The organism is Paenibacillus sp. GCM10027628 (assembly GCF_042676385.1).
GTDB lineage: Bacteria > Bacillota > Bacilli > Paenibacillales > NBRC-103111 > Paenibacillus_E.
The window spans coordinates 1-18428 of record NZ_JBHTHA010000021.1 but is presented as its reverse complement, the minus strand read 5'-3'; the positions used below and the strand labels follow the sequence as shown (position 1 = coordinate 18428).

The 18428-nt window shown below is 43.5% G+C and carries 18 protein-coding genes and 4 pseudogenes; 17 read left to right on the top strand and 5 right to left on the bottom strand.

What is annotated here, in order from left to right:
• Positions 1–211: 211 nt before the first annotated feature.
• Positions 212–766 carry a dihydrofolate reductase family protein gene (locus tag ACFQZT_RS17070; protein WP_379301939.1) on the top strand — a complete coding sequence of 185 codons (555 nt, stop codon included), beginning with the start codon at positions 212–214 and terminating at the stop codon, positions 764–766.
• A gap of 167 nt (positions 767–933) precedes the next feature.
• Here the strand turns inward: ACFQZT_RS17070 and ACFQZT_RS17065 are convergent.
• Positions 934–1248: pseudogene (locus ACFQZT_RS17065) on the bottom strand (IS110 family transposase); the annotation flags it as partial.
• Between the two features lie 57 nt (positions 1249–1305).
• Between ACFQZT_RS17065 and ACFQZT_RS17060 the strand changes: the two are divergent.
• The 4 genes from ACFQZT_RS17060 to ACFQZT_RS17045 all read left to right on the top strand — a co-directional run bounded on the left by ACFQZT_RS17060 (position 1306) and on the right by ACFQZT_RS17045 (position 4962).
• Positions 1306–1749: an FAD-dependent oxidoreductase gene (locus ACFQZT_RS17060; protein WP_379301937.1), complete on the top strand. Its 444-nt coding sequence runs from the start codon at positions 1306–1308 to the stop codon at positions 1747–1749.
• 243 nt (positions 1750–1992) lie between these two features.
• The gene (locus tag ACFQZT_RS17055; protein ID WP_379301935.1) at positions 1993–2703 is read left to right on the top strand and encodes a response regulator transcription factor; all 711 of its coding nucleotides are present in this window, start codon (positions 1993–1995) and stop codon (positions 2701–2703) included.
• A gap of 4 nt (positions 2704–2707) precedes the next feature.
• Positions 2708–3763: a sensor histidine kinase gene (locus tag ACFQZT_RS17050; RefSeq protein WP_379301933.1), complete on the top strand. Its 1056-nt coding sequence runs from the start codon at positions 2708–2710 to the stop codon at positions 3761–3763.
• Positions 3764–3846: 83 nt separating this feature from the next.
• Positions 3847–4962 carry a hypothetical protein gene (locus tag ACFQZT_RS17045; RefSeq protein WP_379301931.1) on the top strand — a complete coding sequence of 372 codons (1116 nt, stop codon included), beginning with the start codon at positions 3847–3849 and terminating at the stop codon, positions 4960–4962.
• 508 nt (positions 4963–5470) lie between these two features.
• On the opposite strand, the gene uraA is transcribed toward ACFQZT_RS17045, so the two are convergent.
• Complete coding sequence (gene uraA / locus ACFQZT_RS17040; protein ID WP_379301929.1) at positions 5471–6760, bottom strand: uracil permease; 1290 nt, start codon at positions 6758–6760, stop codon at positions 5471–5473.
• A 155-nt stretch (positions 6761–6915) separates the two neighbouring features.
• Here uraA and ACFQZT_RS17035 point away from each other — a divergent pair, with 155 nt between their 5' ends.
• Complete coding sequence (locus ACFQZT_RS17035) at positions 6916–7629, top strand: winged helix-turn-helix domain-containing protein (protein WP_379301927.1); 714 nt, start codon at positions 6916–6918, stop codon at positions 7627–7629.
• Positions 7630–7679: 50 nt separating this feature from the next.
• Positions 7680–8660: a serine hydrolase domain-containing protein gene (locus tag ACFQZT_RS17030; RefSeq protein WP_379301925.1), complete on the top strand. Its 981-nt coding sequence runs from the start codon at positions 7680–7682 to the stop codon at positions 8658–8660.
• A 346-nt stretch (positions 8661–9006) separates the two neighbouring features.
• Here the strand turns inward: ACFQZT_RS17030 and ACFQZT_RS17025 are convergent, their stop codons facing one another.
• Positions 9007–9516: a TetR/AcrR family transcriptional regulator gene (locus tag ACFQZT_RS17025; protein WP_379301923.1), complete on the bottom strand. Its 510-nt coding sequence runs from the start codon at positions 9514–9516 to the stop codon at positions 9007–9009.
• A 183-nt stretch (positions 9517–9699) separates the two neighbouring features.
• Here ACFQZT_RS17025 and ACFQZT_RS17020 point away from each other — a divergent pair, with 183 nt between their 5' ends.
• Complete coding sequence (locus tag ACFQZT_RS17020) at positions 9700–10647, top strand: NADP-dependent oxidoreductase (protein ID WP_379301921.1); 948 nt, start codon at positions 9700–9702, stop codon at positions 10645–10647.
• A 40-nt stretch (positions 10648–10687) separates the two neighbouring features.
• Here the strand turns inward: ACFQZT_RS17020 and ACFQZT_RS17015 are convergent, their stop codons facing one another.
• On the bottom strand, positions 10688–11605 hold the full coding sequence (locus ACFQZT_RS17015) for a DMT family transporter (RefSeq protein WP_379301919.1): 918 nt from the start codon (positions 11603–11605) through the stop codon (positions 10688–10690).
• 164 nt (positions 11606–11769) lie between these two features.
• On the opposite strand from ACFQZT_RS17015, the gene ACFQZT_RS17010 reads away from it, so the two are divergent.
• The 3 genes from ACFQZT_RS17010 (at position 11770) to ACFQZT_RS17000 (ending at position 13838) form a co-directional block, all read left to right on the top strand.
• Positions 11770–12672: a LysR family transcriptional regulator gene (locus ACFQZT_RS17010; protein ID WP_379301917.1), complete on the top strand. Its 903-nt coding sequence runs from the start codon at positions 11770–11772 to the stop codon at positions 12670–12672.
• 152 nt (positions 12673–12824) lie between these two features.
• Entirely contained in the window at positions 12825–13385 is a 561-nt protein-coding gene (locus tag ACFQZT_RS17005) for a TetR/AcrR family transcriptional regulator (RefSeq protein ID WP_379301915.1), read from the top strand.
• 45 nt (positions 13386–13430) lie between these two features.
• Positions 13431–13838, top strand: a complete 408-nt coding sequence (locus tag ACFQZT_RS17000; protein ID WP_379301913.1) for a YvaD family protein — start codon at positions 13431–13433, stop codon at positions 13836–13838.
• Here ACFQZT_RS17000 and ACFQZT_RS16995 read toward each other — a convergent pair.
• A pseudogene (locus ACFQZT_RS16995) lies at positions 13775–14119 on the bottom strand (YdeI/OmpD-associated family protein); the annotation flags it as partial. The gene ACFQZT_RS17000 and the pseudogene ACFQZT_RS16995 overlap by 64 nt on opposite strands.
• 57 nt (positions 14120–14176) lie before the next feature.
• Between ACFQZT_RS16995 and ACFQZT_RS16990 the strand changes: the two are divergent.
• From ACFQZT_RS16990 to ACFQZT_RS16965, 6 genes and pseudogenes are all read left to right on the top strand, one after another.
• Positions 14177–14350 (top strand): annotated as a pseudogene (locus tag ACFQZT_RS16990) (helix-turn-helix transcriptional regulator); the annotation flags it as partial.
• A gap of 113 nt (positions 14351–14463) precedes the next feature.
• Positions 14464–15822 carry an MFS transporter gene (locus tag ACFQZT_RS16985; protein ID WP_379301911.1) on the top strand — a complete coding sequence of 453 codons (1359 nt, stop codon included), beginning with the start codon at positions 14464–14466 and terminating at the stop codon, positions 15820–15822.
• A 107-nt stretch (positions 15823–15929) separates the two neighbouring features.
• Positions 15930–16520, top strand: a complete 591-nt coding sequence (locus tag ACFQZT_RS16980; RefSeq protein ID WP_379301909.1) for a P-loop nucleotide/nucleoside kinase family protein — start codon at positions 15930–15932, stop codon at positions 16518–16520.
• Positions 16521–16687: 167 nt separating this feature from the next.
• A complete protein-coding gene (lspA, locus tag ACFQZT_RS16975) occupies positions 16688–17185 on the top strand; it encodes a signal peptidase II (protein ID WP_379301907.1) in 498 nt (165 codons plus the stop codon).
• A gap of 73 nt (positions 17186–17258) precedes the next feature.
• A complete protein-coding gene (locus tag ACFQZT_RS16970) occupies positions 17259–17990 on the top strand; it encodes a metallophosphoesterase family protein (RefSeq protein ID WP_379301941.1) in 732 nt (243 codons plus the stop codon).
• Between the two features lie 200 nt (positions 17991–18190).
• Positions 18191–18428, top strand: a pseudogene (locus ACFQZT_RS16965) (IS110 family RNA-guided transposase); the annotation flags it as partial.

Below are 18428 nucleotides of genomic sequence, written 5' to 3'. Positions count from 1 at the left end.
CATCATACCGAGGCGCTCCTTTTTTGTCTAAGGCAATTTCTTAGCATTAACAGGAATGTTTGGGGACTACAAATAACCCACTATTTGAAAAGGTCTCCTGCCTCCAAATGACACTGTACCTGAGAGGCAGAGTATATTTTATTAATATGACACAAGGTGACATATTTAAGGTCTATATTGGGTGGTAGATCAACGAAAGGAGTAATAAATCATGAAACGAAGAATAATTTTAGATTTAGCAGTTACTTTAGATGGTTTTATTGAAGGGAAAAGTGGGGAAGTTGATTGGTGCATTATGGACTCTGAGATGGGGTTTATTAATTTCTTAAATCAAATTGATACTATTTTATATGGAAGAAAAAGCTATGATTTATGGGGACAATTTACTCCAGAAATTGAACAAACTGATTCTGAAAAAGAATTTTGGGAATTGGTTCATAGTAAAGAGAAATATGTGTTTTCCAGGACGCAAAAGGGGACTGATAATAAAGCAATATTCATAAATGATAGGATCCTTGAAGAAGTAAATAAATTAAAGAATAAGCCTGGCAAAGACATCTGGCTATATGGTGGAGCAAGCCTTATTACAACTTTTATCAATTTAGGACTTGTTGATGAATTTAGATTATCTGTTCACCCTGTTATTTTGGGAGAAGGGAAACCGCTGTTTGTGGATATAAAACAGAGGTTGAATTTAAAAATGGTTAATACAAGAACGTTCTCCTCAGGCGTTGTACAACTAATTTATCATTTTGATGGGAACTAATCATATTGCAGATTCCAATGATAAAATCGTTAGTTTCCTATTAACAGCGGCAAGTCTATCCTGAAAATATCGCTCTGTAGAACACCTAAAAAAGGCAACAAGAAAGTGACCCTCCGGCAAACAAAAAATGGCCAGGGGCATCAGCAATGTATTGTCTGAATAAACGATCAGGAAACTGCCGTATTCATCACAGTAATTGATACACCTAATGACTCCAGTTTCTTAATGGAATGTTTGATGATCACGTCCCGTTTTCGTTCCTCGTAGTAGGTTGGGCCGAGCTCGATGTAGGGTTGTTTCCGCTTAAGGATATAGTAAACCATAGACAATATACTATGTGCTACTGCGAACGTCGCCCGATTGGCTCCTCGGCGTGCGGCAATTCGGTGATACTGGCTGGACAAATACGTCTCTTTCGTTCTAGCCGCAGCCTTCGCGGCTTCTACAAGCGTACTTCGGAGCTTCTTGTTTCCTTTTCGCGTCAATTAGCTAACCTGGTCCTGAACATGTCGAAAGATTGGCATCCGAACTTAAGGAAGATGTTCACCCAGACTGATCCAAGTACATGTTTCCCCATTAATATTCGTACTTCCGTGCCGATCCCTCGTTGGAAAACGACAAATGTATCACTACTTGGCGATGCGATTCATACCATGACACCAGGTAGAGGGGTGGGAGCTAATACCGCTTTACGAGATGCTGCTCTTCTATGCCGAAATCTAGTACAAGTAAGCCAAGGCCGAATGGAATTGATAGAAGCGATACACAATTATGAAAAGCAGATGATCGAACATGGTTTTGATGCGGTCATTCAATCCAGAAAACAGATGGATGGGAACGCATGGATTCACAAACCTGTTATCGGCCGATTAGTTTTGGCGTTAATGCGAACCTTCATGCGAATCGTGAATCATCTCCCTATCATTAAACGTCGCATGGAAGAAGCAGAACGTCGCTATCGCGGTGCTGGACGCAGAGATTAGAGCATCTTTACAATACGAGGCTGCAACGGGATCAACCAGGTAGCCATTTTAGTTAAAGGTTGGAGGGCTGGGACAGGTTGTGAGCAAGTGACCTGTTGCAGCCCTTTTTGAGCTGTTCTGCAAACGGCCGCCTTACTCCTATACAGTACGAAATCAGGAATGGTAATATTGGTTATATCTGGACGATTCCTGAATGGTCTTGCGGAACCAAGTTGCTTATTTTCTTTAAAGGTGGTCGATAACGTGCGGAATGAAATGATATTATTGGTCGATGACGAGGAAGGCATTCTGGTCATGCTGGAGAACCTTCTTCGAAAGGAAGGGTACACGCGTATTGTAAAAGCCGGCTCCGCTGCTGAGGCGCTCATGACTGTGCGTACGACACGCTTTGATATGATTGTACTTGATGTCATGCTTCCGGATATGGACGGATTCGCCTTGTGCTCGGAATTGCGCAAAACCACGAATGCCCCTATTCTGTTCCTTACAGCCCGTTCCAGCGATTTGGACAAGCTGCAGGGGTTGTATTTGGGCGGGGATGATTATGTAACCAAACCGTTCAATCCGATGGAAGTTGTCGCACGGATACAGGCTCATTTGAGGCGGAGTTCTCTGTATGCATCGGATAGTTTAAGCGCTGAGGAGCTGTATCGGTATGATACTTTTACGGTGAATCGGACTACCGGCGAGCTTATCGTCGACAATGTGGTCACGCCTTGTCCGGCCAAGGAACTGGAATTATTGCTCTACTTTTGCAAACATCCGAACCGGATATTCACCGCCCAGCAATTATACGAGCAAGTATGGGGGATCATGGTGCAAGGGGATGAGAAAACGGTCGTTATCCATATCTCCAGACTCCGCAAGAAGCTGGAAGTCAATCCGTCCGACCCCAAGCTGATCGTGACTATGAGAGGGATCGGATACAAGTTTGTTCCGTCCTTGGGAGGCTAGCGCGATGAACTTTACACTTCGTATCGCCCTGCAACTGCTGATGGCTTTTGTTGGTTTATTTGCATTTGTTCAAGCAATCCTGATTGTAACGCTTCGCTTTTTTTGGCCGCAGGACACCACTACAGAGAGTGTGGGTATCTTTGTGTTTGTCTTGTGCTCCGTTCTGTTCCTTCTGACCCTGCTCTTGATCGGGTGGTATTTGGGTAAACCGGTTTATTTGATGATGGTTTGGATCAGAAGGTTGGCTGGCGGGAACTATGAACTTCCCCCACGTTGGAATGAAATTCACTCCCCCAAAAGCGGAACGTTGAAAATACCTTATGCGGTATACAAGGAGTTGTTTGAGCATTTGCGGATGCTGGCCGGCACGCTCCAAAAAAACGAAAAGGAACTACAGAGGTCGGATCAAGCGAAACAAGAATGGATTCGAGGGATATCTCACGATTTAAAAACACCTTTAACCTACATATCCGGCTATTCGACTATGCTGATTAATAAAGAGTATCAGTGGAGTGAAGCGGAACAGAGGGAATTTCTGTCTGTTATTCAGCAGAAAGCGGCTCATTTGCAAGAATTGGTGCAGGATCTCAACGAAACGATTCAGGGACAGATTCCTCTGAAAGAAGAAAAGGTGGATCTCGTGGAACTTGTACGCAGAGCGGTAGCGGATGTCGGCAGCGCACCTTGGGCGACCGGTCACCCGTTCATCATGGAGTCAGCGCCGGACCCCTTGCTTGTGTCTTGCGATCCGAAGCTGCTGACAAGGGCGATCCGCAATCTGCTCGTTAATGCTGTCGTCCATAATCCGGCAGGCACCGAGATAGCTGTTTGTGTTTCGCGTATCAATCACCTGATGGCGGAAATTCGGATTGAAGACAATGGGATCGGGTTCAGCGAAGCGCTCGTTAAGGGCGATGCAGCAACATCCTCCCAGCGTTCTGGTCTGGGTTTATCTATTGCCAAGCAGCTCGTTGAAGCCCATGGAGGAGATTTGGCCGTTACCAGCAAGACAAATGAAGGTACCTCTCTGTCGATCAAGCTGCGATTGGCGCAAAGTTAGGGTGAAGTTGATCTCCTGTTTACCTCCTGTTTACTTGCGCTCCCTATACTAAAGGAAACGTTGTATAAGGAGTTGTGATTGTTATGAATTCGATAAAATGGAATGATATCTCACGTCCCGGGACGAATAGGCCGCAATCTTCGTCATTGCGCTGGTGGAAGCGTTGGCCGGAATGGGTACGGCAGGCGGCGATCGTTTGGACGCTCCTCTATGGTATGCTTGGACTATATTGGTCGATCGGAGGCTCAGGCTTTCCATTAGGCCCAGGTTTTCACATAGGCCCGGTGGACGACCAGCATGCGGCGAGTACGATTTATAGCGATGCTACAGTCAAGGTTGCAGCACCTATCGTGACCATTCTGTGCCTTGCCGGTGTGCTAGTGCTCATCAAGTGTAAAAGCAAATCTCAAGGATTTGCACGTAAGGTTCTGCTCTTGTATGCTTGGAGCGCTGCGTCAATTCTTTGTTTCTTAGTTCCGGATGCCCGAGCGCTTATTGCAGTGGCTTACGCACCCATTTGTCTGATTGGGGCTTTGCTCGGGAGGTCGTTCCCTTATTGGGAATTCATCACTTGGCCGGTGGTGAACCAATTTATTTGCCTTGCAGGCGGGTTGCTATGGGCAGCGACGGCTCTATCCTTCCAGCGCCAGTCCAGAGATGCTTGCGGATATTGCGGGAGCAAAAGCGAAGCGGGCCGTTGGATAGATTCCGACTTTGCTGTTCGCTGGGGAAAGCGGGCGACCTACGTTGCAATCTTTGCTCCTGTTTATTACGATATCACCCGCATTGCATGGTTGCTCGGAATACCGCTGGGGATTACGAAGGAATTATTTCAAAGCCTGCAGGATTCAGGCGCAGTATGGGCCGGAGCGGGTCTTGCTTTGGTATCTATTAGCGGTGCCGCTCTTACCCATGGTCTAATAAGACCGTGGGGCGAGATTGTCCCGCGTTGGATCCCTTTGTTGGCCGGGAAGCGCATTCCTCCTACTCTGGCTGTTGTTCCTGCTGCTCTTGTCTCAATCATGCTAACCGTGACGGGCATCCAAGTTGTCAAGCAATCCTTTAGTTCGGATATTCTTTCGAACTGGGGGGCGGGAACTCCTCTTCTGCTCTGGCCGATTTGGGGGATCGCACTTGGAATCGCCACGATTTCCTATTATTACCGAAGGCAAGGGCGCTGCAATCATTGCGGTCTATAGAAGAATAAGAGCTGAGAAGCCGCGTCGGGCGCGGGGTGGAGGACCGTGATGGTTAACCGGGAGGTTGGCTGTTGCGGTCTTTCTTTGGGTTTTCATTCAATGTATTGCAAACAAGTATTCGCTGACCAAAGTTACAAAAGCCCTAGTCCCCTCATTGTGGTGGCCAACTCCACGACTCATCGTCAACCTGTCTAATCCATCCTCTTGACTGTCAATCTGTATGATTTTTCGAATAAAATAGACGGGATTTCCACGAAGGGAGAGATTCTATACGATTTTTCATACAGATTTTTCGATTGCACGATCATAGGGGAATCTCTATATGATTATTCATACAGAATCCCACGAATCGTAATAGTCAAACCACGGAAATGCAATGGAGATAAATGTGTCTCTCTGTATAATTTCTCCAAACCCGATCAGATGCGGATAACAAAAAAAGTAGAAGAGCTATTCCTCATGTCTGTTAAGACTTTAGGGATAGCCCTTCTTATTACCAATTTGTGCTTTATTCGTTAGAAAGCTTGAAAATCTCCAGCAGCTTGAAGATCAAGCTGAGCAGAATCGCTACTATGGTAGCCAGGGCCATACCTTTCAGTTCAAAATGTCCCAATTTCAGTGTTGCCCCGCTAAGGCCAATTACAAGAACCACGGTTGTTAGAATTAGATTGACCGGTTTGGAATAATCGACATTGGTTTCCACCAGCATCCGGATCCCCGAAGCGGCGATGACGCCGAACAGCAGTAAGGAAACGCCGCCCATGACAGGCGTTGGAATGGTTTGAATCAGTGCCGAGATCTTCCCGACAAAGGAGAGAACGATAGCCAGGATCGCTGCTCCTCCGATGACCCATACAGAATATACACGGCTAATCGCCATGACTCCGATATTTTCACCGTAAGTTGTATTTGGTGTTGAGCCGACCAAGGATGAGAGCATTGTTGAGATGCCATTACCGAGTAAGGATCTGCTTAGACCAGGGTCTTTGGATAAATCTTTCCCTACCATATTCCCGGTTACAATCAAGTGGCCGATATGCTCCGCAATGACAACAAGAGCAGCAGGAGCGATGATTAATATACTAGCCAGATCGAATGTCGGACTGTAGAAGGTGGGGAGTCTAAACCAATGCGCAGCACCTAATGTTGCTCCAATATGCACCAAACCTAACAATGCAGCAAGTATGTAACCGGCAACTATGGCCACCAAAATCGGAATGACCTTCAATAGTCCGCGAAAGACAACGGAACCGACAACACCTACCAAAAATGTAAAAATAGAAACCGAAATCACGATAGGATCGGGAACCCAGGCTTCCTTCAAATCGGTCGGAGGAATAATGCCTGCCATAGTGGCGGCTGTAGGAACCAACTCTAAACCGATAACGGACACGATCGCTCCCATCGCAGCAGGTGGAAATACGACGTCAATCCAGCGTGTCCCCACGACACGAATTAACAACGCTATAATCGTAAAAATCAATCCGACCACCAGAAACCCACCTAAAGCCGAACTATAACCTTTGGAAGCAAGGACGACAAAAACAGGAGAGAGGAAGGCGAAGCTCGACCCCAAAAATGCCGGGATTTTTCCTTTTGTGATGAAAATATAAAGCAAAGTGCCTATCCCATTCATCAGCAGAATCGTGGCTGGATCGACTTTAAACAAGATAGGGACCAGCACGGTTGAACCAAACATAGCAAATAAATGCTGTAAACTAAGGGGAATACTTTCGCCGATTGAGGGGCGCTCATCAACTTGAATAATACGAGACACGGTGGAAACTCCCTTCTTCATCTTCTCGAACGATATCTTAACATATTTTGATTGAAAAATAGAATTAATTTTATAGCCACCGTTACTAAACGAACAGTGGTTCTTTCGTTTGTTCTTGCTACTCTCGTTATTAAATGTTAAGTATTTACCATAGCAATAATTTCAGGAGGATTGGCATGTATCGAATTTTCATTATAGAAGACGATGATAAAATAAGCGCAATATTGAAAAAAAATATAGAGAAATACGGATTTGAGGCTTCTTGTGTTTCGCAATTTCGCGAGATCTTGCAAGAGTTGGAGGCGTTCGCGCCTCACTTAGTGCTGCTGGATATTAATCTCCCTTATTTCGACGGATTTTATTGGTGCAGGCAAATTCGCAAGAGCTCAAGCCTCCCAATCATCTTCATATCCGCGCGGGCAGGTGAAATGGATCAGGTGATGGCTATCGAGAACGGCGGCGATGATTACATCACGAAGCCCATACATTTGGATCTCTTAATGGCAAAGGTGAAAAGTGCCCTGAGAAGAGCATATGGCGAGTATGCCACTGTAACTGGGCTTGACTCGGCAGTAGAAAATACACATCAGGCTGAGTTGAATGTGAAAGGATTGCGGTTGCATCTTAGCCGAAGTGAGTTGGTATGGAACAAGCACAAGGCTCAGCTCACAAAAAATGAGCAATTGTTGGCTGAATGCCTGATGCAGCAGCCTGGTGAGGTCGTCTCTCGAGATCAACTTCTGGAAGCGCTGTGGGATGATGTGCAGTTTGTAGATGACAATACGCTAACCGTTAATGTAACCAGACTTCGGAAAAAGCTGGAGGAATTAGGCTTGCCAAAAGCGATTGAGACGGTTCGAGGTCAAGGCTACAAGTTTGTTATTGAGTAAGGGGTTGAGTGAATGAATAAAAGATTGATCGCATTTTTTGTGCGTGATCGATGACACATACGAACCTTACCGGGCCCGTCGGATCTGCGTTTCAATATTCGAACTTAAACTATAATATTCTCAGCGGAATCGTTCAAGCGGTATCGGGAGAGGCTTTCACCGAATATGTGAGCAATCATATCTTCAAACCGTTGAACATGCTACATAGCTACGCTGCACCGGAAAAGGCGCAAAGCGATGGTCTGGCAACAGGGTACCAGCCTGTATTTGGCTTCATGGTTCCAACCAAACAACTAAGACATGAGGGCACCGTTGCGTCAGGTTATCTCATTTCAAGCGCGGAGGATATGTCGAATTATTTAATTGCTCAAATCAACCGCGGCCATTTCAAAGATAAAACCGTACTATCCGAAAAAGGTATGGAACTCATGCACCGTCCTTCTTCATCAATGGGAGATGGCGTATCCTACGCCATGGGCTGGACCGTCAACAAAAATGTCATTTTTCATAACGGAGTGACCGAAAATACGTATTCTTTTATGGTTATGAATGGGGATTACGGGATGGTCTTGCTTATAAACGCATATGATTTCCTAGTTTCCTACGATAGTATTGCTGCAGGGATCAATGGAATTCTCCACGGCCAAGAGCGGTCACAAGCTGACCTGCCGAATTTTAGCAAGACATACCTGATTGTAGATCTAATCGTGCTGATAGTTTTAGTTTTAATATCGAGGTCGATTTACAATCTAATTAAATGGAAAGCGAGATTTAAAGCAACGATTGTGCGTATTTTTATCAATTATGTCTACATTTTGTTATTTAACTTGTTGATTCCTATAGGGATATTCATATATTTACCTAAACTAGCTCAAGCTCCCTGGTCGGTTGCATTTTCATTCTTACCAGGAATAGGGCAGGTTCTTTATTTCATATCTATCCTGTTGCTATGTATAGGGTTAGTCAAGGCTGTACTTCTAATTCGCAGTATGGAGGGGGGCAAGAAGAAAGACTACAACGCAGAGCGATAGAGGGGGAGCTTGCAGAGATGCGGCTCCTCTTTTTTAATTTTATAGCCAGAAAGTATAAGTTTCAGGGGAGGACGTGAGGCTCACCTTTCTAAGCGAGTTCGACGATATGGGACGCTGATCGAAGCTGGATCGATGTTTTCAGCGTTACGGATTGCTATTCAGACCAATGTCGGCGAGGTTGGAGTTCCTTCTTCATAAAAATCGAACAGGCTCGGGAATAGACGAATATATGCGCCGCTGCCGAATTTGATACTTTTACATTTTTTTGTCATTAAACGCAATTCGGCCGGCGCTTTCTGCCAGCACGGCTACGACGCGATCGGTCATTTCGTCCAGACTTATATCCTCATAAGATTTGCTCCATTGTACCGAAGCGCCGAAATATCGACCAGCTTGTCATGAGAGCCATAGTATCGACGTGGATGGTCCAACCAGCCTGGTCTGCCCGAAGCCGTTCCAGCCAGTGTTGCAGCAATTCGGCGAGCTCGTCACGGACCGACCTCTCGAACAGCGGATTGATTATATCGATCGGACTGCACCGACCGTATAGCGAACGAACGTGTTCCAGTACCGTTCGGACCAGCACGCGCAAATGCTCTGGATTCCAACCTGCATCCGGTGGAAGCTCACGCCCTAGCATATGGCGAAATTTATCACGAATGGACTGTTCAAGTAGCGCGAATTTGTCCGAAAAATGAGCGTAGAACGTTCCCCTGTGCACATCTGCCCGGTCTGTGATATCCTGGATTGTCATCGCGGTAAACCCCTTTTCCCGCATCAGTTCCGCGAACGATTGCTTCAGCATTAACTGCGACCGCCTACGTCTTCGATCGGCTTCATTCTTCTCAGTTTCCATCACTTATATCACTCCTCGCTTGAGTCAACGGAGCTCATAGTCGACAGCCCCGACAAAATCATTGATTTGTCAGGTAAACGACGTTCGGGCTGCATTGTCCGTTGTTACCAGTCTCCGGTTTTACTACTATTGTAATGAACGTGACAAGTTTATTCAATAAAGCGAAAGAGGGGATAAATGAGCATGGCGATGGAAATACCCCAGAAAATGAAAGCGATCCGTTATTGGACTTACGGAGGGCCGGAAGTGTTGCGTTGCGAGGAAGTGCCTGTTCCTGTGGCGGGTGAAAACGAGGTTCTCGTCCGCGTTCATGCAGTCGGCGTCAATCCAGGCGATTGGCAGATCCGTTCAGGCTTGGCTGGTGATCGGTTCAGTCTTCCTTATATTCCCGGCTGGGACGTATCGGGAGTCGTTGCCACTGTGGGGGCTGGTGTAACGAGCTTTCGTCCGGGCGACGCCGTCTACGGGATGACCGTCAACAGTGGGGGTTGCGCGGAATATGTCGTTGTACCGGCGGGGCATTTGGCACTCAAACCTGAGTCGGCTGATTTCGTCGAGACGGCGGCTTTGCCTCAGTCTGGCTTTACCGCTTGGCATGCGCTGTTCGTACAAGGGAAACTAGAGACGGGACAGACCGTGCTGATCAACGGTGCCGCCGGAGGCGTCGGCCACCTTGCGGTCCAACTGGCCCGATGGAAGGGGGCGCGCGTCATCGGAGCCGCTTCTGCCCATAATGAGCCATACTTGCTCGATTTAGGCGTCAATGCGTTTGTCGACTATACAACCAGTCTACCGGTAGAGATCGAACATAGCGTGGACATTGTTCTCGATACAGCGGGAGGAGAAAAGATTGACTGGCTTTTAGATACCCTGAAGCCGGGAGGTCGCCTCGTACCGATTACGTGGGGGCGCTATTCGTCTGATAGGGCGGCCAAGGCGTCGATAACAGTCCAAGAGGTGCAGTACCCGCCGATCGCTACTGCTTATCTGGATAAATTGACCCGCCTAGTTAATGGCGGACAATTGAACGTAACGATCGACTCTGTGTTCCCCTTAGAGGAAATTGCCAAAGCACATGAAAAAAGTGAGAGCCGCCGAGCGCGCGGTAAAATCGTCATTCGCGTGCTGTAGCGGTGAATCACCAGTGACAATCGCGATCTTTCCAGTCAGATCAAAGCGCGTCATACTCTGATTCTCTCCTTCCTTTAGAAGAGATACTTTTTTTCTTCTCTCTAATAAGACGTACATCCATCACAAGCATGACACTGATTAAAATAATCAAAAGTCCAATTACAAGGTGTAATGAAACTTGTTCACGAAGGAAAAGAGCTCCCCACATAAGCCCGAAAAGAGGGATCAAGAAGTTGACAGTCAAGGCCTTTAATGCTCCGACACTTTGAATAAGTGCAAAAAAGAGTAAGTAACCGCCCGCTGTACATAAAAAAGAAAGTCCCAGTACTGACAAAATAACTGCAGATGAAGGAATGACGGGCGAAAAGGCAAAAGCAGCCAGGGGTAAAAGAACAATGCTTGCCCCCGCCTGTTGGCCAATGGCAAGATCCATTGGTTTTTCTCCTTTAAAATACTTTGAAGAAAAGACACCACTGATTGCGTAAAAAAGTGCAGCAATCAATAAAAATAAAATCGACAGTAAATTGTGCTGTTCATCACCATTTGAATTCCAACCTGTTAATACAGTAACGCCGATGATACCCATGACCACGCCGGTAAGTTTTCTAAGCGATAAGGGCTCCTTATTCCATAACAAAGCTACAATTGTAGTAAATAATGGGGACGTGGCAATTAATATCGCTGCCAGACTAGCTGACAGATGGGTTTCAGCCGTTGCGATAAGAGTAAACGGAAAAGCAGCATTCAATAGACCGAGAAGCAGATATTGCCGCCATTTGTGAAGTATGTGTATTCGATGACCGGTGATTTGAGCAATCAAAATGAGCATCATTCCAGCTAATATTACCCGCAGTTCCATTAGAACTGCCGGCCCCAGTGCCGGAGATCCAATACGAATAAAAAAATAGGAAGCTCCCCAAAGCGCAGCCAAAGTAAATAACATAACAATATTTTTCATTCGTTTAATCTCTCCTTAGATTGTTATAAACTAAAATCCTGTAATAGCCGTTGTTAGTTACGAATTGCCTTTATTGTATGTTACTATTAACTATAAATAAAATTGAAATAAAAAAAGTCATTATCATTTTTTTCGATAGATGCTACAAATTAAGGAGAAATCGTATGGAAATTAGACACCTTATTACGTTTCAAACAATTGTAGAAATAGGAAGTTATACAGGGGCTGCTTCGATGTTAGGTTATACTCAATCTACTCTAACATCTCATATACAGGCACTTGAAAAAGAGATTGGAGGGGAGCTTTTTACTTATTTAAATAGAAATTTGCAGCTTACTCATTTAGGTAAAGAATTAATACCACTAGCGGAAGATTTACTTTCTGCTCACGAACACATTAAGAACATTCGAAACACCCTTGAAGTAAAGGGTGTATTAAAAGTGGCTGCACCTGAATCTTTAACAATTTGTAGGTTAGGTCCAATAATAAGAGAATATTCCTTAAAATATCCTAATGTAAAACTAATATTAACTAACGACACATATGGACAAAATCAAATTGAAAGTGGACGGGTAGATGTTGGATTCATGATCGATCAAGAAATAAAACTTGAAAAATGCATTCATTATTCTTTAGTTGAGGAAAAAATCGTCCTCGTGTGCGGCAATGATGGTCCGGAACATTTTGATGAATATAAAAAAAGTTACACCAATCAGTTTTTCATCACAAATGGAGAAGGCTGTAGTTATCGGTCAATGTTTGAAAGGTATCTTATAAAACACGGCATGCACAACTTTCAAACAATGGAGCTTTGGAGTATAGAAGCAATCAAACAGATTGTTATGAGTGGACTTGGATTTACTGTCTTGCCTTACATTACAGTTAAAAAAGATGTACAGAATGGTAAGTTAAAAATCCTAACTCATTCTGGAACATTTGAACCGATTTATTCCCAAATGCTGATAAAAAAGAAAAAGTGGTTATCTCCAGCAGTGGAGGCTTTTGTGAAGATTGTTTTAAAATCGATTAATGATACTGATAAAGGAATGACTGCTCAAATCAAATAATTAAATCTTGCAAATTGCTGCATCTTGTATGTCACAATCAATATTGACAGCGCTTGCATGTTAACTTGCCATCTAGTCAAAAGTAGTGTATAGTGCTTGTAAAATAAGAAAAATATTTTGTTTTAAATATTTTCCGAACGGCGGTGAACTTCTTGAAGAATCGAATCTTGGAATGGTCGCGTAAAGAAATTCAGCGAAAAGGTTTCCGTTTTACGATGAGTGATTTAGCACGACAAGTTGGGATTAGTACGAAAACTCTATATGAATTGTATTCCTCTAAAGATGAGTTAATTGATGATCTCCTAAATTTAGCTATTGACGAATTACAGTCAAAGGAAAAAGAAGTCGTAGCAAATGCAAGTTTGAATTCAATAGAAAAACTACAAAAACTCCTTGTCCTCCTCCCTGTTGATTTTCAGTATTTTCACATAAGTCGCCTTGAGGAACTTCAACGTTATTATCCAAAACAGTGGAAAACGCTTGACCGATTTATTAACCAACAATGGGAGGGAGTTCATATTCTCATACAAGAAGGCATATCAAAAGGATTGTTTCGTCCATTTCATATTGAACTTTTTATTGAACTGTATGTTGGAGGTCTTTATCGCTTAATGGAGCAATCTGCGAGAAGTGAAAATCAAAAAACTCTTTCAAATGCCTTACAAGACATGGTAGATATTCTGTTGCTCGGAATTGTCAAAGAGAAAGGGTAATCAGGATCAGCATATTGAACTTAGAGTACGGGAGGATATATCTACATGAATACGTATTTGAAAGGTTTTTTTCTATTTACTGATATTGGGTTTCTCTTATACTGGACGATAACAATTATGGGATTAATCCCAAAGGAGTACTTATATCAAGATTATCAAAATCATTTACTTGTGATCTGGAATTGGTCATTTTTCCCCCTTGATATTTTCATATCCTTTACGGGGTTCTTTAGCCTATACCTGCATCGTAAAGAGGATACCAAGTGGATGATGTGGGCGATAATTTCATTAACACTTACATTTTGTTCGGGTTTGCAAGCCATTGTTTTTTGGGCGATGAAACAAGATTTTGACCTAACATGGTGGATTCCAAATCTATATTTGCTTATTTATCCATTACTTTTTATCCCTATCCTCCTTAAATCTAGTAGACGTCCATTATCATTCCATTGACCGTACATTTTGTTTTCTCTAGTGTTTGTTATGAATTTGTCTAATCTGTTCCAAAATAATTCTGGCTGATTCTTATTGCTTTGTATTGTATCCATCCGAACTCTTTTATAAAGATCTGGAAATGCCATGAAATTCTCATATACTTGCTTTTCCTCTTTCAGCTTTTGCTCTATAACTATATCTATTCTAAAAGAATTGTGATCCATATCAGGAAGAACCATTCTTCCTTCGTCTCTCATTAACCCCAACTTTTCGAGGCGGCGGACTCGTTCTTTATTTAACGGAATTCAGCGAGAATTCCCCCATCCTCTACAGGTGGCGGGATGAATCGCTGTCTCAATATTGAAAGCTATAGTTCTGAATTTTTCTTAGCAACAATCTATGTTCCTCAAAACAGTACGGGATTTCAATTTTTAGCAAGTTTCGGTACAAATTTAGAAATCGTAGAGCCCAAAACATATGTTGAAGACTTTCGAAATTATTTAAATAAAATGATGGAGAAATATGCTTAAAGCTCAAGGTATTTCTGAAATAAATGATCACATTGATGGACCTTCCCTTGCGGAGGGCTTTTAGATACTGATAAGATGGACGTTGTGCATTTCGTCACCAATATTTTGAAGAAATGAGGAACGGGTACATGAAAAGTCGAACTTTCGTTTTAATCAGCATTGTCCTGGCCATGCTGGTGGCGTCGATGGACTCCACCATTATGAACACTACTATGCCTATAGTCGCGCAGGAATTGGGACGTTTCGACCTGTACGCTTGGTCGTTTGCAGCATATATGATTTTTAACACGGTGCTGGCACCTGTGGCAGGGCGGGTCTCTGATCTATTCGGACGGAAGAGGGTTTTCGCTTGCGGTATTCTACTCTTTTTCGTCGGCTCGCTGCTCTGCGGACTATCTCAGTCCATGGTGCAGTTGGTCATCTTCCGGGCAGTCCAAGGGATCGGCGCCGGTGTTATGATGCCTTTTCCGATGATCATCGCAGGGGACTTGTTTTCGGTCGAGAACCGGGGTAAAATTCAGGCACTCTTCACCTCGATGTGGGGCATCGCTGCTGTTCTGGCTCCGATGCTCGGTGCCTTTTTCGTGGAATATTTGAGCTGGAGATGGATTTTTTACGTGAACTTGCCGATTTGTTTGCTGGCATTCCTGATGCTGCTTCCTTATAAAGAAGTGTACCAGCCGAAACCGGCCAAGGTAGACTACATCGGAGCCATATTGTTCACTATTGGAGTAAGCTTGCTGCTACTTGTGACTGTGCTCGAGAAAAATCAAGTGTTAAGCGGAGTCATAGGGGGCTTATTTCTGGTCCTGTTCTATTTATTTGAGAGAAAACAAAAATCGCCACTCGTGCCACTCAGTATGCTGAGAGACCAGACGATAAGGTGGGTGAATATTAACGGCTTCGTCGCTTGCCTTGCTCTGTTTGGTGTTGGCAGCTTCATCCCAATGTTTCTTCAAAAATTTGCCGGAGCCAGCTTGTTTATGAGTGGACTTCCTCTTCTCGGTCTGGCGGCTGGTTGGATGGTAGTGGCGGTACCAGCCGGTAAGTGGGTTTTGCGATATGGCTTTCGTCCACTGCTTCTCGCTGGCAACGTTCTACTCGTGCTTGCCGGAGTATTACTAGCGCTGGTCCGTACAGAGACGGGGGTTGGCTTCGCGACTGTATGTATCACGGTCGTTGGTCTCGCCTTCGGCCTGACATCGACCGTCTCGATTATCGCTGTCCAGCAGTTGGCAGAGCCGCATCAAAGGGGTATCTCCACCTCATTCCTAATGTTCTGCCGCAACATTGGAACAGCGGTCGGAGTAACTATTATGGGAGCTATCCTCACCCATACGCCGGGCATCACAGGGTTCCACGATCTTTTCCTCTTCGGCTTTTTTAGCACACTTGTGGCGCTCGGTACCGCGCTCTTTATCCGAAACCGCAAATTAGAGTTGAGTCCACCTGTGTTGCAGCAGACGGATTAATGGAACGAAAGATAGAATCATGATTAGGTACATAATGATTAAGCAACCGGAGAAGGCTGTCGACAGAAATGGATCGGCAGCCTTCTCAGCTCTGGAGGTAATTTACCATGGGAAAACCACTGTTAATTATTGTGAATGGACTTCCTGGCACGGGAAAAACAACCTTAGCAAGGCGACTTGCTCATGATGCTAGTTTTCCACTTTTCTCCCGAGATGGTATATATGAAACCCTGTATGATGCCTTAGAATGTCAGTTCAGTGGATGTCCGCCCTTGATAGCACCTGCAGCATTTACCCTTCTATATTCCATAGCAAAATCAATACTATCTGCTGGTCAATCGATGGTAATCGAGGGTTTCTTTGGTCGACCCGAGTTAAGAAGTGCCGAGGTTCTCAGATTAAAACAAGCTTGCGATTTTGAACCGTTTCAAATCATGTGTAGGACGGATGGGGAAGTCCTCATGAAACGCTTCCATACACGAATGGGGACAAAAGAACGACATGTTGGTCATAGTGATTTGGAATGGATTGAACAAGTAGAAAACAAAGAACGGATTTTAAATGGGAATCTTACGCCTCTTACGGTAGGTGGTACCGTCATTGAAATCGATACAACAACCTCCTATAGTTTTGATTATGCTGATTTACTTCAACGAGTCTATACAGTCCAAGATAAACTGCGTGGAACCGCCACATAAGGAATATGTTCATTCAAGTAACTGGCAGGATATTGTTGCAATGTATCATGAAAAACCAATAATTTATAGCCGGAATATGGTATTATTGAAGAAGTATTGGGAATCCAAAACCTATTTTTCTTTTACTAAGTGAGACCCCACTTTTTTTCAGAAAGGGAGACCATAATTTGATTTATTATGCTATTGCATTATTCGTCTTATTAATTGATCAATATTCCAAATGGATTATTAGGAATAAACTTAGTTTGAACGAATCCCTACCTATGATTGGAGATGTCCTTCAAATCACTTCAATCCGTAACAGAGGAGCTGCTTATGGTATTTTAGAGGGGCAACATTGGCTTTTTATTGCAATTACGGTCATTATTATAGGTGGAATTTTGTGGTACATTCGCAAAGTGTTGAGAGAAAAAAAGAAAATCTTAGCAATTGCAAGCTGTTTTATTTTAGGTGGAGCGATCGGGAATCTTACGGATCGAATAATTTTTGGTAAAGTGGTAGATTTCATTCAATTTAATTTTCATTTTACAATTTTTGGACAATTGTTTTATCCGCTTCAGATTTTTAACATAGCAGATTCAGCTATTTTTTTTGGTTTTGTACTTATTTTTACCAATGCCTCTTTTGAATGGATAAAAGAGAGAAAAGTTAAGAAAGCCTATTAATTAAGCTAACGAAGACTTTAGTTCATAACAAAAGACAATAATGAGGTGATTTAAAACGAATAAAGATTATACTATAGCTGTCATTTCCGATATACATAGCAACGTGTATGCTTTAGAAGCTGTACTCAATGACATAGATTCACGTGGAATAAAAACAATTGTAAATTTAGGAGATACATTGTTTGGTCCTATAGATCCTATTAGAACTGCCGAATTGCTATTGAAGAGACCTGATATAATTAATATTATGGGTAATTGTGATCGGTATTTACTTCAAGAACAAATGGAATCAGTTACATTTCATTATGTAAAACGACTACTTACTATAGAAATACATAATTGGATTCAATCTTTTAAAAAGACGTGGGTATTTGAAGAGTTATTATTCTGTCATGGGACTCCATTCGTAGATGACGAATATCTGTTAGAGGACGTTTCTACATGTGGTGTTGTTGAAAAGAGTGTTGATGCACTAATGTCTGAACTAGCTCCTGTTGCTCAAAAAGTAATTTTTTGTGGTCACACACATATTCAGAAATCGGTGTGGTTACCGGATGGAAAATTGATTGTTAATCCCGGAAGCGTTGGACTTCCAGCATACTATGAGGAGGTACCTCACCCACATTTCATGGAATCAAAGACTCCTCATGCAAAGTATTTGACTGTAAGTCGGAAAGATGATTCATTGCTTATCGAACATATTTTACTTCCATATAATTATGAGCTTGCCGCTCACAGAGCAGAGCAAAATGGCCGAAAAGATTATAGTTATGCCATTAGATATGGCAGAGCAGAAGCAAAATAATTTAAAGTCTTAAACTAACGGATACCCGATAGTTGAATCAGAACATGACGGCAGCCGTCCACACGATCGGCTGCCGTTGTCCGTTGAAGTAAACATTCCTGTTAAGGCTAAGAAATAGCCTTTGTCAAAAAAGGTGCGCCTCGGTATGATGGGTTTGTCGACGGGTTAACACCCAACACCATCAAGGAGGCGCTCTTACTATGAAGTTTAAACAATCAGAAGGACAAAATCAACGAATTGAACGAATTTCCACAACTCATCTTGTTGTAGGTATCGACATGGCCAAGGAGACGCATGTGGCACAGGTAACGAATTATCGCGGGATCGTGCTTTCGAATCGACATCTCTCGTTTCATAACTCCATAGAAGGGTTTGAGAAACAAAGGATATAATGTCGTCCAGGTGAATCCTGCTACGACAAAAAGAAACAAAGAGAAC

Bases quoted from the DNA above. Each gene is read 5' to 3' on its own strand.
- ACFQZT_RS17070 (WP_379301939.1), top strand. From the start codon at position 212: ATGAAACGAAGAATAATTTTAGATTTAGCAGTTACTTTAGATGGTTTT.
- ACFQZT_RS17060 (WP_379301937.1), top strand. From the start codon at position 1,306: ATGTTCACCCAGACTGATCCAAGTACATGTTTCCCCATTAATATTCGT.
- ACFQZT_RS17050 (WP_379301933.1), top strand. From the start codon at position 2,708: ATGAACTTTACACTTCGTATCGCCCTGCAACTGCTGATGGCTTTTGTT.
- ACFQZT_RS17045 (WP_379301931.1), top strand. From the start codon at position 3,847: ATGAATTCGATAAAATGGAATGATATCTCACGTCCCGGGACGAATAGG.
- uraA (WP_379301929.1), bottom strand. From the start codon at position 6,760: ATGAAGAAGGGAGTTTCCACCGTGTCTCGTATTATTCAAGTTGATGAG.
- ACFQZT_RS17035 (WP_379301927.1), top strand. From the start codon at position 6,916: ATGTATCGAATTTTCATTATAGAAGACGATGATAAAATAAGCGCAATA.
- ACFQZT_RS17030 (WP_379301925.1), top strand. From the start codon at position 7,680: ATGACACATACGAACCTTACCGGGCCCGTCGGATCTGCGTTTCAATAT.
- ACFQZT_RS17025 (WP_379301923.1), bottom strand. From the start codon at position 9,516: ATGGAAACTGAGAAGAATGAAGCCGATCGAAGACGTAGGCGGTCGCAG.
- ACFQZT_RS17020 (WP_379301921.1), top strand. From the start codon at position 9,700: ATGGCGATGGAAATACCCCAGAAAATGAAAGCGATCCGTTATTGGACT.
- ACFQZT_RS17015 (WP_379301919.1), bottom strand. From the start codon at position 11,605: ATGAAAAATATTGTTATGTTATTTACTTTGGCTGCGCTTTGGGGAGCT.
- ACFQZT_RS17010 (WP_379301917.1), top strand. From the start codon at position 11,770: ATGGAAATTAGACACCTTATTACGTTTCAAACAATTGTAGAAATAGGA.
- ACFQZT_RS17000 (WP_379301913.1), top strand. From the start codon at position 13,431: ATGAATACGTATTTGAAAGGTTTTTTTCTATTTACTGATATTGGGTTT.
- ACFQZT_RS16985 (WP_379301911.1), top strand. From the start codon at position 14,464: ATGAGGAACGGGTACATGAAAAGTCGAACTTTCGTTTTAATCAGCATT.
- ACFQZT_RS16980 (WP_379301909.1), top strand. From the start codon at position 15,930: ATGGGAAAACCACTGTTAATTATTGTGAATGGACTTCCTGGCACGGGA.